The 13,190-nt window shown below is 63.3% G+C and carries 11 protein-coding genes and 2 pseudogenes; 10 read left to right on the forward strand and 3 right to left on the reverse strand.

What is annotated here, in order from left to right; all coding sequences use genetic code 11:
• Nucleotides 1-52: 52 nt before the first annotated feature.
• The 3 genes from folD to C8C96_RS15375 form a co-directional block, all read right to left on the reverse strand.
• A complete protein-coding gene (gene folD / locus C8C96_RS15365; protein ID WP_121942845.1) occupies nt 53-907 on the reverse strand; it encodes a bifunctional methylenetetrahydrofolate dehydrogenase/methenyltetrahydrofolate cyclohydrolase FolD in 855 nt (284 codons plus the stop codon).
• A gap of 73 nt (nt 908-980) precedes the next feature.
• Nucleotides 981-1,607, reverse strand: a complete 627-nt coding sequence (locus tag C8C96_RS15370; protein WP_007848524.1) for a response regulator transcription factor — start codon at nt 1,605-1,607, stop codon at nt 981-983.
• A complete protein-coding gene (locus C8C96_RS15375) occupies nt 1,604-4,165 on the reverse strand; it encodes a PAS domain S-box protein (RefSeq protein WP_121942846.1) in 2,562 nt (853 codons plus the stop codon). Before C8C96_RS15375 ends, C8C96_RS15370 begins: the two co-directional genes overlap by 4 nt.
• A 166-nt stretch (nt 4,166-4,331) precedes the next feature.
• Here C8C96_RS15375 and aceE point away from each other — a divergent pair, with 166 nt between their 5' ends.
• The 10 genes and pseudogenes from aceE to C8C96_RS24875 all read left to right on the forward strand — a co-directional run bounded on the left by aceE (nt 4,332) and on the right by C8C96_RS24875 (nt 12,761).
• Complete coding sequence (aceE, locus tag C8C96_RS15380; protein WP_121942847.1) at nt 4,332-7,040, forward strand: pyruvate dehydrogenase (acetyl-transferring), homodimeric type; 2,709 nt, start codon at nt 4,332-4,334, stop codon at nt 7,038-7,040.
• A gap of 19 nt (nt 7,041-7,059) precedes the next feature.
• The gene (gene aceF, locus C8C96_RS15385) at nt 7,060-8,748 is read left to right on the forward strand and encodes a dihydrolipoyllysine-residue acetyltransferase (RefSeq protein ID WP_121942848.1); all 1,689 of its coding nucleotides are present in this window, start codon (nt 7,060-7,062) and stop codon (nt 8,746-8,748) included.
• 16 nt (nt 8,749-8,764) lie between these two features.
• Nucleotides 8,765-10,615 carry a dihydrolipoyl dehydrogenase gene (gene lpdA, locus C8C96_RS15390; protein ID WP_121942849.1) on the forward strand — a complete coding sequence of 617 codons (1,851 nt, stop codon included), beginning with the start codon at nt 8,765-8,767 and terminating at the stop codon, nt 10,613-10,615.
• Nucleotides 10,616-10,651: 36 nt separating this feature from the next.
• Complete coding sequence (locus tag C8C96_RS25425) at nt 10,652-10,963, forward strand: DUF3079 domain-containing protein (protein ID WP_121942850.1); 312 nt, start codon at nt 10,652-10,654, stop codon at nt 10,961-10,963.
• Nucleotides 10,923-11,108 (forward strand): hypothetical protein, encoded by a 186-nt coding sequence (locus C8C96_RS25035; protein ID WP_199737566.1) that lies wholly within the window; start codon nt 10,923-10,925, stop codon nt 11,106-11,108. Before C8C96_RS25425 ends, C8C96_RS25035 begins: the two co-directional genes overlap by 41 nt.
• A 78-nt stretch (nt 11,109-11,186) precedes the next feature.
• Nucleotides 11,187-11,579, forward strand: coding sequence for a PAS domain-containing protein (locus C8C96_RS25160; protein WP_121942851.1), 393 nt, complete (start codon nt 11,187-11,189; stop codon nt 11,577-11,579).
• Nucleotides 11,512-11,814 (forward strand): annotated as a pseudogene (locus C8C96_RS25430) (PAS domain-containing protein); the annotation flags it as partial. The gene C8C96_RS25160 and the pseudogene C8C96_RS25430, both read left to right, overlap by 68 nt.
• 164 nt (nt 11,815-11,978) lie before the next feature.
• Nucleotides 11,979-12,116, forward strand: a pseudogene (locus C8C96_RS25435) (diguanylate cyclase domain-containing protein); the annotation flags it as partial.
• The gene (locus C8C96_RS25440) at nt 12,113-12,415 is read left to right on the forward strand and encodes a diguanylate cyclase domain-containing protein (protein ID WP_370107395.1); all 303 of its coding nucleotides are present in this window, start codon (nt 12,113-12,115) and stop codon (nt 12,413-12,415) included. The pseudogene C8C96_RS25435 and the gene C8C96_RS25440, both read left to right, overlap by 4 nt.
• A complete protein-coding gene (locus tag C8C96_RS24875; protein ID WP_158605764.1) occupies nt 12,387-12,761 on the forward strand; it encodes an EAL domain-containing protein in 375 nt (124 codons plus the stop codon). Before C8C96_RS25440 ends, C8C96_RS24875 begins: the two co-directional genes overlap by 29 nt.
• The last annotated feature ends 429 nt before the right edge of the window (nt 12,762-13,190 follow it).

Here is a 13,190-nt window from a genome sequence, read left to right on the forward strand (position 1 = left end):
CAGGCGGCGCAGGTTCAAGTTGCAAAGCGGCTGGCGTCTTCCCCGGGCGCGGTCAGCGCGCGGCAGCCCGCTCGGCGGCTTCGATGGTGTTCACCAGCAGCATGGTAATGGTCATGGGTCCAACCCCGCCAGGGACGGGGGTGATCCAGCCCGCCACCTCTTTGACGCCCTCAAAGTCCACATCGCCACACAGTTTGCCGTCGGCCTTGCGGTTGATGCCCACGTCGATCACGATGGCACCGGGTTTGACCATGTCGGCGGTGAGCGTGTTGGCGCGGCCGACCGCAGCCACCACGATGTCTGCCTGGCGGGTGTGGTAGCCCAGGTCGGGGGTGCCGCTGTGGGTGACGGTGACCGTGGCATTGGCCTGCAGCAGCAGCAGGGCCATGGGCTTGCCCACGGTGTTGCTGCGCCCGATGACCACGGCATGTTTGCCCTTGATCGACTGGCCCGTGGACTCGATGAGCTTCATGCTGCCGTAGGGTGTGCAGGGGCGGAAACCGTCCAGCCCGGCCATGAGTTCGCCAGCCGACAGCACCGAGTAGCCATCCACATCCTTGGAGGTGGCAATGGCCTCGATGACCTTGTGCGGGTCAATGTGCTTAGGCAGGGGCATCTGCACCAGAATGCCGTGCACCGTGGGGTCGGCATTGAGGGCTTCGATGCGTGCCAGCAGCGCAGCCTCGCTGAGATCGGCGTCGTACTTTTCAAAGATGGAGCGCACGCCGCTGTCCTCGCAGGCCTTGACCTTGTTGCGCACATACACGGCCGAGGCTGGGTCTTCGCCCACCAGAATCACCGCCAGGCCAGGCTGGTGGGCACGGGCGGTGAGGGCGGCAGCGCGTTGCGCCACCTCGCTGCGAAGTTGGCGGGAAAGGGCGTTGCCGTCGATGAGTTGGGCTGTCATGTCAGAAAATACAAGTCAAAATGGCTGGTAGCGCCAGTGCAATATGCGCTAGTAGCTATCAAAATGGGAGCAATCAACCCTTGGGCGCGTTCTGCCCCAGAGCGATCTTCAGCAGATCGGCCACCGTGTTGGCGTTGAGCTTTTCCATGATGTTGGCGCGGTGTGCCTCCACCGTCTTGATGCTGATGCCCAGGTCGTCAGCGATCTGCTTGTTCAGGCGACCGGCCACGATGCGTTCGAGCACCTGCGCCTCGCGGCTGGTGAGCTTGGACAGCAGGGCGTCGCGGCTGGCGGCCTGCTGGTAGCCCGCGAAGGCTTCGCGGGCGTGGTCCAGCATGCGCTCGACCAGGCCCACCAGCTCTTCTTCGTCAAAAGGCTTCTGGATGAAGTCCAGCGCACCTTTCTTCATGGTGTTCACTGCCATGGGCACGTCGCCGTGGCCGGTGATGAACACGATGGGCAGCGGCGATTTGCGCTCTATGAGGCGGTCCTGCAGTTCCAGGCCGGTCATGCCGCCCATTCGGATGTCCACGATCAGGCAGGCCACCTCGCGTGGATCGTAGCGTGAGAGAAACGTCTCGGCCGAATCAAAGCAACGCACCCGGTAGTCCTTGCCTTCCAGCAGCCACTGCAGGGAATCGCGAACTGCTTCGTCGTCGTCCACAACGTAAACAGTGCCTTTTTTCGGAATCAAGCTCATGCAACAGTCCTTGGGTTTTGTTCGTTTGCTACAGAATTTGTAGTGGCATCAGCAGGCTTGGCAAGCGGCAGCCAGAAGGAGAACCTGCAGCCTGTAACCTCCGAGCCATTGTAGAGGTTCTCCGCCTGCATCCGGCCCTGGTGGGACTCGACGATGCTGCGGCACAGATTGAGGCCCATGCCCATGCCTTCCTGCTTGGTGGAGAAGAAGGCCTCGAACAGGCGCTCCAGCACTTCGGGGGCCAGCCCCTTGCCGGTGTCCTGCACCGAGAACTCGACCACCTGGCGGTCATCGATCTGCTTGGGCACCACACGCAGCTCCACGCTGCGGTTGGGGGCGGGGCGGTCGGCGTGCTGGATGGCCTCGGCGCCGTTCTTCATCAGGTTGACGAGCACCTGCTCGATCAGGATGGTGTCGGCCATCACTTGCGGCAGGCGCGCGGCGACGTAGTGCGTCAGGCGCACGTTGTGCCGGCGCAGTTCGATGTCGGCCAGCTCGACGGCTTCGTTGACCATCGAATGCACATCGGCCAGTGTGCGGTTGGGCTCGCTCTTTTTCACGAACGAGCGGATCCGCTGGATGATCTGGCCTGCGCGTTGCGCCTGGTGGGCTGTCTTTTGCAGGGCGGTGAGCAGGGCCTCTTCCGTGAGCTGTCCGCTCTGGATGCGCGAAACCATGCCGCTGCAGTAGTTGTTGATGGCGGTGAGCGGCTGGTTGAGCTCGTGCGCCACGCTGGACGCCATCTCGCCCATGGTGATGAGGCGGCTGACCGACTGCGCGCGCTCGGCCTGCCGCTGGGCCTGCTCTTCAGCCAGGCGGCGGGGGGTGATGTCCGTGGCAATCACCATCTGGGCCAGGCGACCGTCCACCCAGTTCAGATAGCGCGAGCGCACTTCCAGCCACTTGCCCAGGTCGGGCAGGTAGATCTCGGCGTTTTCACTGCGGGCGCTGGTCAGCGTGTCGGTGGGCAGGCCCATCAGGCCGTCCTCATCGTCCATGCCACTTTGCTCCTTGCCCGCAATCGGCACCACGCCTGCCTGCGCCACCAGTTGCAGGTGCCCGCCGGTTTGCGACCCGAACCACTGGCGGTAGAGCTTGTTGGCAAACAGCAGCTCTTCGCTGCCCAAGGGGGCCACCGACACCGAGGCGTCCAGCGATTCCAGCACGATGGTGAAGCGTTCGTGTGACGCCGACAGCTGTTCGCGAATGCGGTTGGGCTCGGTGATGTCGGTCATCGACGTCATCCAGCCTGTCTGCTGGCCATGGGCGTCGATCAGCGGAGACACATAGAGCCGGGCGTCGAACAGCGTTCCGCTCTTGCGCTTGACACGCACCTGAAAGCCGCCTGCCATGGTGTTGCCGCGCAGTTCGTCGCGCAGCTTGGCCTGCAGGGTTTCGTGATCGGCCTCGGGCCAGTAGGGGAAGGGGGCTTTCAGGCCCACCAGCTCTTCGGCACTCCAGCCCGTCATCTGGCAAAAGGCGGCATTCACATAGCTGATACGGCCTTCCATGTCCAGGGCGCGCATGCCGGTGAGGATGGAGTTTTCCATCGCCCGGCGAAAGTTGGTCTCGGCCACCAGGGCCTCTTGCGCCTGCATTCGGCGACGGGTGTGGCGCCAGGTGGCGATCAGCATCCAGGCTGTCATCGCGCTCAGCGTGCCCACCAGCCAGAACAGCCCGCTGCCCACCACGCCAAGCGACGTGCGGTAGGCCTGAGCGCGCAGCACCAGACCGTTGCCGACGGGGGAGACCGGTACCTCGTACTCGTTGGCCTTGGGCGTCCAGGGGAGCAACTGCGTGGCCTTGTTGCGCGGACCCAGCGGCGTGCCCGCCAGCACCTGGTTCTTGCTGTCGAGCAGCGTCACCGCGTAGCGCGCCAGCACTTCGGTGGGGGTGCCGTAGCGCAGCAGGCTGTCGATGGAATATTCACCCAGCACCACGCCGCTGAACTTGCCCTGGTTATTGAGCGGTACCTGCAACTGCAGCAGTGGGGTCGCATCGCCCGACGCGGCGGCCGGCTGCGCGTACACCGGTTGCTGCAGGTCCCGCGCCAGGCCAAAGGTGTCGGCGGTGTCCCCGGGCTTGAGAACTTCGCCTGCAATGCGCAGCTCACCACTGGCCAGTGTCGGGGCGGCCTGGCTTGCGCGGATGCGTCGGCGGTCGTCAATCCAGGTGATGGCCTGCAGCTCAGGGTACTGGCTGATCAGTGCCTCGGCGCGGCTGATGAACTCTGCCTTACCCAGGTCCTGGTTGGACACATCGCGTGCGATGCGCATGAGTTGCTCTTGCCGCTCCAGCAGGCGCAGGCGTACGCGCTGCTGGGCGTATTCCACGTCGCGCCGTAGGGCTTCTTGTTCGCGCTCGGCTTCTTCGGCGCGCAGGTACCAGAACGCCGCAACGATGGCGGCCAGGAACATCAGCACTGCCGCGAGGGGGGCGAGTGCGGCAAAACGGTCTTGCCGGGTGGGCGACAAGCCGCGCCACCACTTGCGCCACCAGCGTATCGGCGCTGCCACGGTCGTGGCCGTGGGGGAGGGGGTGGTGGGCATCGAATCCATATAGGGAGTGTAGAGGAGCCCCGGGAGTGCTCAGGCCTCCGCATCATGTGCGCTTGCAGCAAATTATTGCAATATGAAATGAATAAGCACCATTTGAAATTGCGAAAAAATATGCGAAACTAGAGCCAACGTACTAAATTGCTGCCACACCTACAGGAGACAAAGCATGTCAGCTCAGCCCGACCCTCAGGCCGGTTTCGGCATCGGTTCCGATACCGACCAGCAAGAAACCCGTGAATGGATGGACGCGCTGTCCGCCGTGATCGACAAGGAGGGCCCAGAGCGCGCCCACTTCCTGTTGGAACAACTTCTTGAACACGCCCGCCAGAGCAGCATCGACCTGCCGTTTTCTGCCAACACGGGTTACGTCAACACCATCGAGCCGGAAAAAGAGGCGCACTGCCCTGGCAACATCGCCATCGAAAAGCGCCTGCGAGCCTACATGCGCTGGAACGCCATGGCCATGGTGGTGCGTGCCAACCGCCTGAACCCTGCCGACGGCGGCGACCTGGGCGGTCACATTGGTTCGTTTGCCTCGGTGGCCAGCATGTTCGGTGCGGGCTTCAACCACTTCTGGCATGCCGCCAGCGAAGACCACGGCGGTGACCTGCTGTACATCCAGGGCCACAGCGCCCCCGGCATCTATGCGCGCGCCTATCTCGAGGGCCGCCTGAGCGAAGAGCAGCTCGACAGCTTCCGCCAGGAAGTGGACGGCAAGGGCCTGTCCAGCTACCCGCACCCCAAGCTGATGCCAGAGTTCTGGCAGTTCCCTACGGTGTCCATGGGCCTGGGGCCATTGATGGCCATCTATCAGGCCCGCTTCCTCAAGTACCTGCACGCCCGTGGCATTGCCAACACCGAAAACCGCAAGGTGTGGGTGTTCTGCGGTGACGGTGAAATGGACGAACCCGAATCCCTGGGCGCCATCGGCCTGGCCGCGCGCGAAAACCTCGACAACCTGGTCTTCGTGATCAACTGCAACCTGCAGCGCCTGGACGGCCCGGTGCGGGGCAACGGCAAGATCGTGCAAGAACTCGAAGGCGAGTTCCGCGGCGCGGGCTGGAACGTGATCAAGCTGCTGTGGGGCAATGGCTGGGATGCCTTGCTGGCCCGCGACAAGACCGGCAAGCTCAAGCAGCTGATGATGGAAACGCTGGACGGCGATTACCAGGCCATGAAGGCCAATGACGGCGCCTTTGTCCGCAAGAACTTCTTCGGCAAGTACCCCGAGACGCTCAAGCTCGTCGAGCACATGACCGACGAAGAGGTGTTTGAGCTGCGCCGTGGTGGCCATGAACCCGCCAAGGTGTACGCAGCCTTCCACGCCGCCAACGAGCACAAGAACCAGCCCACCGTGCTGCTGGTCAAGACCGTCAAGGGTTATGGCATGGGCAAGGCCGGTGAAGGCAAGAACACCGTGCACCAGACCAAGAAGCTGTCGGACGAGGACATCAAGTACATCCGCGACCGCTTCAACATCCCGATCCCGGACAGCCAGCTGGCTGACATTCCGTACTACAAACCGGCCGATGACACCCCGGAGATGCAGTACCTGCACGAGCGCCGCAAGGCCCTGGGTGGCTACCTCCCCAAGCGTCGTCCCAAGGCGGACGAACACTTCACCGTGCCCGCCATCGAGACCTTCAAGGCCATCCTGGAGCCGACGGCCGAAGGCCGTGAAATCTCCACCACCCAGGCCTACGTGCGCTTCATCACGCAACTGCTGCGCGACCAGGCCCTGGGGCCGCGTGTGGTGCCCATCCTGGTGGATGAGGCCCGCACCTTCGGCATGGAAGGCCTGTTCCGCCAGATCGGCATCTACAACCCCAAGGGCCAGCTGTACACCCCGGTCGATCGCGACCAGGTGATGTACTACAAGGAAGACAAGGCCGGCCAGATCCTGCAGGAAGGCATCAACGAAGCCGGCGGCATGGCCAGCTGGATCGCTGCCGCCACCAGCTACAGCACCAACAACCGCATCATGGTGCCGTTCTACGTGTACTACTCGATGTTCGGCTTCCAGCGCATTGGCGACCTGGCCTGGGCTGCGGGTGACATGCAGGCCCGTGGCTTCTTGCTGGGCGGCACCTCGGGCCGTACCACACTCAACGGTGAAGGCCTGCAGCACGAAGATGGTCACAGCCACATCCTGGCCAACACCATCCCCAACTGCGTGAGCTACGACCCCACCTTTGCCCACGAAGTGGCGGTGATCATGCACCGTGGTCTCAAGCGCATGGTCGAGCAGCAGGAAAACGTCTTCTACTACATCACGCTGCTCAACGAGAACTACCCGATGCCGGGCCTCGTGGAAGGCACGGAAGAGCAGATCATCAAGGGCATGTACCTGTGCAAGCCCGGTGCTGAGGGTGAAAAGCGCGTGCAACTGCTGGGTTCGGGCACCATCCTGCGCGAGTCGCTGGCCGCCCAAACCCTGCTGGCCGCCGACTGGGGCGTGCAGGCCGATGTGTGGAGCTGCCCGAGCTTCAACGAACTCACCCGTGAAGGCCAGGACGTGGACCGCTGGAACCTGCTGCACCCGCTGGAAACCCCGCGCGTGCCGTTTGTGGCGCAGCAACTGGGCAGCAGCACCGGCCCCGTGGTCGCATCCACCGACTACATGAAGGCCTATGCCGAGCAGATCCGTCCCTTCGTACCTAAGGGCCGCAACTACAAGGTGCTGGGCACCGACGGTTTTGGTCGCAGCGACTTCCGCAGCAAGCTGCGCGAGCACTTCGAGGTGAACCGCCACTACATCGTCGTCGCCGCCCTCAAGGCGCTGAGCGAAGACGGCGTGCTGCCCGCCACCAAGGTGGCCGAGGCGATCGCCAAGTACGGCATCAATGCTGACAAGATCAACCCGCTCTACGCATAAAACGAACGGAGACAGAACAATGGCATTGGTCAACATTCAAGTCCCGGACATCGGGGACTTCGACGAAGTGGGCGTGATCGAGTTGCTGGTCAAGGTGGGTGACACCGTGAAGGCCGAGCAGTCGCTCATCACGGTCGAATCGGACAAGGCATCGATGGAGATCCCATCCAGCCACGCAGGCGTGGTCAAGGAACTCAAGATTGCATTGGGCGACAAGGTCAAACAAGGCTCGGTGATTGCCGTGGTGGAGTCCGCTGACGCGGGCGCTGCGGCAGCTCCGGCGGCTGCACCGGCTCCTGCCGCAGCTGTTTCCGCGCCCGCCCCCGTGGCGGCACCTGCCCCAGCTCCTGCTGCTGCAGCCCCTGCGGCCACAGGCCCGGTCGAAGTGCGCGTGCCCGACATCGGGGACTTCAAGGACGTGGCCGTCATCGAGATGCTGGTCAAGGTCGGCGATACCATCAAGGTCGAGCAGTCCCTGTTCACCGTCGAATCCGACAAGGCCTCCATGGAGATCCCGTCGCCCGCCGCTGGCGTGCTCAAGGAACTCAAGGTCAAGATTGGCGACACCGTCAACATTGGTGATCTGGTGGCTCTGCTTGAAGGTACGGCATCTGCTGCAGCGCCTGTAGCAGCACCGGTTGCGGCCGCTGCGCCGGCACCTGCCCCAGTGGCTGCGGCCGCTCCTGCCGTCGCAGCCGCAGCACCCGCCTCAGCCACCGCCACCGCCTCGGTGCCTGTCCCTGCCCACCAGCCCGGCACCCCCACGGCAGGGCTGCCCCATGCATCGCCTTCGGTGCGCAAGTTCGCCCGCGAACTGGGTGTGCCCATCGATGAAGTCAAGGGCACCGGCCCCAAGGGCCGCATCACCCAGGACGACGTGGCCGCCTTCACCAAGCAGGTGATGGCAGGTGCGGTGCAGACCAAGGCCCAGGCCGCCAAGGCGCCCGCTGCGGCATCCGGTGGCTCCGGCGTGGGCCTGGACCTGCTGCCCTGGCCCAAGGTGGATTTCACCAAGTTCGGCCCGGTGGAGCGCAAGGACCTTTCGCGCATCAAGAAGATCAGCGGCGCCAACCTGCACCGCAACTGGGTCGTCATCCCGCACGTCACGAACCACGACGATGCGGACATCACCGACCTCGAAGCCTTCCGCGTGCAGTTCAACAAAGAGAACGAGAAGAGTGGCGTCAAGGTCACCATGCTCGCCTTCATGATCAAGGCCGCCGTGGCTGCGCTCAAGAAGTTCCCCGAGTTCAACAGCTCGCTCGACGGCGACCAGTTGGTGATGAAGAACTACTTCCACATCGGCTTTGCGGCCGACACGCCCAACGGTCTCGTTGTGCCTGTCATCCGCGACGCCGACAAGAAGGGCATTGTCCAGATCTCGCAAGAGATGGGCGACCTGGCCAAGAAGGCGCGCGACGGCAAGCTCGGCCCGGCCGACATGACCGGCGGCTGCTTCTCCATCAGCTCGCTGGGTGGCATTGGTGGCCGTTATTTCACGCCCATCATCAACGCCCCCGAAGTCGCCATCATGGGCGTGTGCAAGAGCAGCCTGGAGCCCCAGTGGGACGGCAAGCAGTTCGCCCCGCGCCTGATGCTGCCCCTCTCCCTCAGCTGGGACCACCGCGTGATCGACGGCGCCGCCGCCGCACGCTTCAACGTGTACTTTGCCTCGCTGCTGGCGGACTTCCGCCGCATCGTGATGTAACGCGAGGACAACACACATGGCAATCATCGACATCAAGGTGCCCGACATCGGCGACTTCGCCGAAGTGGCCATCATCGAAGTGCTGGTCAAGCCCGGCGACACCATCAAGGCAGAGCAGAGCCTGATCACCGTGGAGTCCGACAAGGCCTCCATGGAGATCCCGTCCAGCCATGCCGGCGTGGTCAAGGAACTCAAGGTCAAGCTCGGCGACAAGATCGCCGAAGGCTCGGTGGTGTTGACGCTGGAAGTGCAGGGTGCAGGCGCAGCCGCTCCAGCGCCTGCCGCATCTCCAGCGCCTGCAGTTTCAGAGCAGAAACCGGCTGAAGCGCAGGTAAATAATGCGCCGGCAGCTATCAATCCAGTAGCATCCAGCTTTGCTGGCTCCGCTGATCTGGACTGCGACGTGCTCGTGCTCGGCGGCGGTCCCGGCGGCTACAGCGCCGCCTTCCGTGCGGCCGACCTGGGCCTCAAGGTCGTCATCGTCGAACGCTACGCCACCCTGGGCGGCGTGTGCCTGAACGTGGGCTGCATCCCCTCCAAGGCGCTGCTGCACGTGGCAGCCGTCATGGACGAAGTCAGCCACATGGCCGACCTGGGCGTGGACTTTGGCGCGCCCACCGTCAACATCGACAAGCTGCGTGGCCACAAAGAGAAAGTCATCGGCAAGCTCACCGGCGGCCTGGCCGCCATGGCCAAGATGCGCAAGGTGACCACCGTGCGTGGCTACGGTGCCTTTGTCGGTGCCAACCACCTCGAAGTGGAAGAAACCACCGGCACCGGCCAGGAGAAGACGGGCACCAAGAAGGTCATCGCCTTCAAGAAGGCTATCATCGCCGCCGGCAGCCAGGCCGTGCGCCTGCCCTTCATGCCTGACGATCCACGCGTGGTCGACTCCACCGGCGCCCTGGCGCTGAAGGAAGTGCCCAAGCGCATGCTCATTCTGGGCGGCGGCATCATCGGCCTCGAAATGGGCACCGTGTACAGCACGCTGGGCGCGCGCCTCGATGTGGTCGAAATGATGGACGGCCTGATGCAGGGCGCCGACCGCGACCTCGTCAAGATCTGGCAGAAGATGAACGCCAAGCGTTTTGACAACATCATGCTCAAGACCAAGACGGTGGGTGCCAAGGCCACGCCCGAAGGCATTGAGGTGACGTTTGCGCCAGCGGAAGAGGGTGGCACCGCCCCCGCGCCCCAGGTGTACGACCTCGTACTGCAGGCCGTGGGCCGCACGCCCAACGGCAAGAAGATCGCTGCAGAGAAGGCTGGCGTGGCCGTGACGGACCGTGGCTTCATCAACGTCGACATCCAGATGCGCACCAACGTGCCGCACATCTTCGCCATCGGCGACATCGTGGGCCAGCCCATGCTGGCGCACAAGGCGGTGCATGAGGCGCATGTGGCGGCAGAAGTCATCGCCGGTGAACTGCAAGGCAACAAGGAGCTGGCCGCGGCCGCCTTCAACGCCCGCGTGATCCCGAGCGTTGCCTACACCGACCCCGAAGTGGCCTGGGTCGGCCTCACCGAAGACCAGGCCAAGGCGCAAGGCATCAAGGTCAAGAAGGGCCTGTTCCCCTGGACGGCCTCCGGCCGCGCCATCGCCAACGGCCGCGACGAGGGCGTGACCAAGCTGCTGTTCGACGACTCGCCAGAAGCCCATGGCCACGGCAAGATCCTGGGCGGCGGCATGGTCGGCACCCACGCGGGCGACATGATCGGCGAGATTGCCCTGGCCATCGAGATGGGCGCCGACGCGGTGGACATCGGCAAGACGATCCACCCGCACCCCACGCTGGGCGAAAGCATCGGCATGGCGGCGGAGATTGCGCACGGTAGCTGCACGGATGTGCCACCGCAGAAAACGTAGTGGTCTTCTAACGGCTACAGCCACGTCAGTGGCCACATGGCCGCCACCAAGAATTTCCCGAAGGCCCCCGCCCACCCCGCGCGGGTGTGTTGGGACTGCGATCTCTACTGCACGGCCAAATGCATGCGGGGCGGCAACGGTTCGAACCGCAAGCATCATCCAGCCGAATTGTTTGGCGATGATTGGGACCAGTGGGGCTGGAGGCCGGCGAGGCCTCGCCACCCCCGCCAGCCGCCGACGAAGGCGAAGGCTGGGCCTGTACTAGGATGCCGTATTCATCTTTGGCGAAGAGGACCGCTTCGTCTATGTGAACGATGCCGCCATCCACGCCCAGGAGTACAGCTGTGAGGCCCTGCTCACCATGGGGCCGCCAGACATCGATCCGATTATCTCCAGCGAGCAGTGCCTGGAAATCCTGCAAAGCCGCGAGGGCCAGGCGTTCGTCATCGACACAGTGCACAAGACGCAGAGCGGCAAATTGATGGCTGTGTAAGTGGATGGCGTGACACTGAGGCGGGAGGGGACCTGTTTGCCGTCTCCATCGTCCGGACATGTCGGTGTCGGAAGCCCAATGAATTCAGGAAGCGCTGCAGCAGCGTCAGCCATATTGGCGCACCTTGCTAGACGAATTCCCATTTTTGTCTGGCTCAAGGACGAGCAAAGCCGTTTGTTGGCAGCCAATACAGCGTACGCCAGAGTGGCGCGGGTGGCCTCGACAGCCGAACTGAAGGGCCGGACTGAATTCGATTTCTTCCCCAAGGATTTGGCGGAAACCTATGTGGCCGACGACAAGGCCTTCATAGCGTCGGGCGCAGCCCACTATGTGAAGGAGCTGTACGTCGATGAGCACGGGGAGCTGCGCTGGATTGAGGTGTGTAAATCTCCTTTGCACCAGCATGGCAAGGTGGTGGCGCGAGTACCGCACCCTGGTCGAAAACTCTGTCGACGTGATTGCACGTTTTGATCCTCAGTTCCGCTGCCGTTATGTCAACCCGGTGTTGATGCAGGCCGTGGGGCGGCTGGAAACGGGTGCACAGGGATGCTCGCCGCATGTGCTCTTAGGGCAGGAGGCCGGAGCGAAGGTGGCGCAGCATTTGGTGCAGGTGGTGGGCGGCGCGATGCCAGCAGAGTTTGAGCTGCAATTGTCTGATGCGCTGGGGCGCCGCATCTGCAGTCTGGTCAGCTTGACCCCCGAGGTGGACGACAACGCCAGCGTATCCAGTGTGCTGCTGGTAGGGCTCGATATCGGTGAGTTGGAGGACTACCAGTACAAGGCCCACCAGAGTGCCCTCTACGATTCGCTCAAGGGTATGCCCAACCGAGTGCTATTCCATGACCGCCTGGCGCAAGTGCTAGAAGACGCGGCTACCACCGCTGCCAGGCGGTGGGGGACCTGGACCACCGCTTCAAGCAGATCAATGACACCATGGGCCATGCTGCAGGAGACGTCTTGCTCAAGGAGTTCGCCCTGCGCCTGCGCGCACAAGCTATCACACCATAGCGTGGCTGGGCGGCGACGATTTCGGCATGCTGCTGCCGCAGATCGGTACTGCCAGCTGTTTGGCGTGTGTGGCGGGGAAAGTCAAGACCACTGTCAACCAGAGCTCTTGGCTGGACGGGCAGGAAATTTTCGTGTCCGGCAGTGTCGGCGTTGCGGTGTACCCAACGGACCGCGAGGTGGTGGAAGAACTGCTCAAGTACCAGATTCGGCGATGCACTCCGCCAAACGCTCAGAGCGCTACAACTTCGTTTTTACCCCAGGGACCTGACGGTGCACGCCCAACAGCAGCTGACCCTTGAGCTCGACCTGCGCCGGGCCCTAAAGCACGGCGAGCTGGCACGGCACTACCAACCGAAGGTGCTGTTAGCGTCGGGCGCGACGATCGGCTGCGAGGCGCTGTTGCGCTGGACGCGTTCGCGCATGGGCATGGGCATGGGCATGGGCATGGGCATGGTGCCCCCGGAGTCGTTCATTACGGTGGCAGAAGACTTCGACCCGATCAACGATGTGGGCGCCTGGGGGCTGCGTGAAGCCTGCTGGACTGCCGTCGCCTGGAATACCGGGGCGCTGCAGCCACGCAAGGTGGCCGTCAACCTGTCGGCCCGCCAAATCCAGTTCCCTTGCCTGGTGGCGCAGGTGCACTAAATCGTGACCGTGACAGGGTGCAAGCCTCAATGACTGGAGTTCGAAATTACCGATAGCTCGCTCCTGGACGAGAATAGTGTTGTGGTTAAGGCCTTGCAGGCCCTGTGCGACATGGGCGCAACCATTGCTATTGACGATTTTGGCATTGGTTATTCTGGCCTATCGTACTGGCCCGCTTGCCCATTGATACGCTCAAGATTGACGAATCGTTCATCCATTCCGCGGCCACCGACCATTTCAGGGCCGAACTCATCAGTGCCATTTGTCGATTGCGCGGTGCCTGAACTAGCATTGATGCCTAAGGTAGGGAAACGCGCGAACAGGTCAACTTCCTGGCCGCCGACAGGCGTCCGCTAGCGCAGGGCACTCTATTCGGCAAAGCGGTGCTGTGAGAGGATCTGCTGGGCATGCAGGGTGCCTGACAGCCTC

The organism is Acidovorax sp. 100 (genome assembly GCF_003688355.1).
Classification (GTDB): domain Bacteria; phylum Pseudomonadota; class Gammaproteobacteria; order Burkholderiales; family Burkholderiaceae_C; genus Acidovorax; species Acidovorax delafieldii.

Bases quoted from the DNA above. Each gene is read 5' to 3' on its own strand.
- C8C96_RS25160 (WP_121942851.1), top strand. From the start codon at position 11,187: ATGAATTCAGGAAGCGCTGCAGCAGCGTCAGCCATATTGGCGCACCTT.
- C8C96_RS15370 (WP_007848524.1), bottom strand. From the start codon at position 1,607: ATGAGCTTGATTCCGAAAAAAGGCACTGTTTACGTTGTGGACGACGAC.
- C8C96_RS15375 (WP_121942846.1), bottom strand. From the start codon at position 4,165: ATGGATTCGATGCCCACCACCCCCTCCCCCACGGCCACGACCGTGGCA.
- folD (WP_121942845.1), bottom strand. From the start codon at position 907: ATGACAGCCCAACTCATCGACGGCAACGCCCTTTCCCGCCAACTTCGC.
- lpdA (WP_121942849.1), top strand. From the start codon at position 8,765: ATGGCAATCATCGACATCAAGGTGCCCGACATCGGCGACTTCGCCGAA.
- aceE (WP_121942847.1), top strand. From the start codon at position 4,332: ATGTCAGCTCAGCCCGACCCTCAGGCCGGTTTCGGCATCGGTTCCGAT.
- C8C96_RS25425 (WP_121942850.1), top strand. From the start codon at position 10,652: ATGGCCGCCACCAAGAATTTCCCGAAGGCCCCCGCCCACCCCGCGCGG.
- aceF (WP_121942848.1), top strand. From the start codon at position 7,060: ATGGCATTGGTCAACATTCAAGTCCCGGACATCGGGGACTTCGACGAA.